The following is a 716-nucleotide window of genomic DNA, read 5'->3' as shown; positions in this document are numbered from 1 at the left end:
AGAACAAGAAACTCACAGCATCTAACTCTCGAGGAACGAGAAGAAATCAGAGTGGCGCTATCAGCGAAGATGTCGATCAGAGCTATTGCCCGTATGCTGAACCGTTCTCCTTCCACTATTTCCAGAGAAGTTGCTCGTAATCGTGGACGACGTTATTACAAAGCCGTTGATGCCGATAATCGCGCGAAACGTATGGCCAAGCGGCCTAAGTTTGGAGCTTTAGAACTTAATCCAGAGTTGAGGCTAGTTGTGATGTCGAAGCTAGAGCTGAAGTGGTCTCCAGAACAAATATCAGGCTGGTTACATGTAGAGTATTCCCGCAGAAAGAATATGCGGGTCTCACATGAGACAATCTATAAATCAATATATGTCCGCGCTAAAGGCGTTATTCACCACTCATTCACTCAATACCTCCGTCGAAGCAGGCCAATGCGCCATAGTCGGCACCACCGTCGAAGCGGAGATAGAAGCTTCACCAATATTGTTAACGGGATATCAATCCATGACCGCTCTAAGAATATAGAGAACCGTAAGTCTCTTGGTCATTGGGAAGGCGATTTGGTATCAGGAACAAAAAACACCCATATTGCCACGTTAGTTGATAGAAAATCTCGATTTACTATCATCCTCAAATTAGCGGGTAAAGATGCTAAATCTGTCCACCAGGCGTTGCTCGCCACATTTAAGAAGATGCCGGAACAATATAGGAAGTCTTT

At 45.0% G+C, this 716-nt stretch carries 1 protein-coding gene; it reads left to right on the top strand.

Translation table 11 applies throughout. The features are described from left to right. On the top strand, nucleotides 1–716 hold a 716-nt coding region (locus A3757_RS02125; protein ID WP_156506110.1), incomplete at both ends, for an IS30 family transposase.

The sequence above is a fragment of the Oleiphilus sp. HI0117 genome, assembly GCF_001635235.1.
Note: the sequence above shows the minus strand (reverse complement) of the source record. Positions and strands in the feature narration are given on the sequence as shown.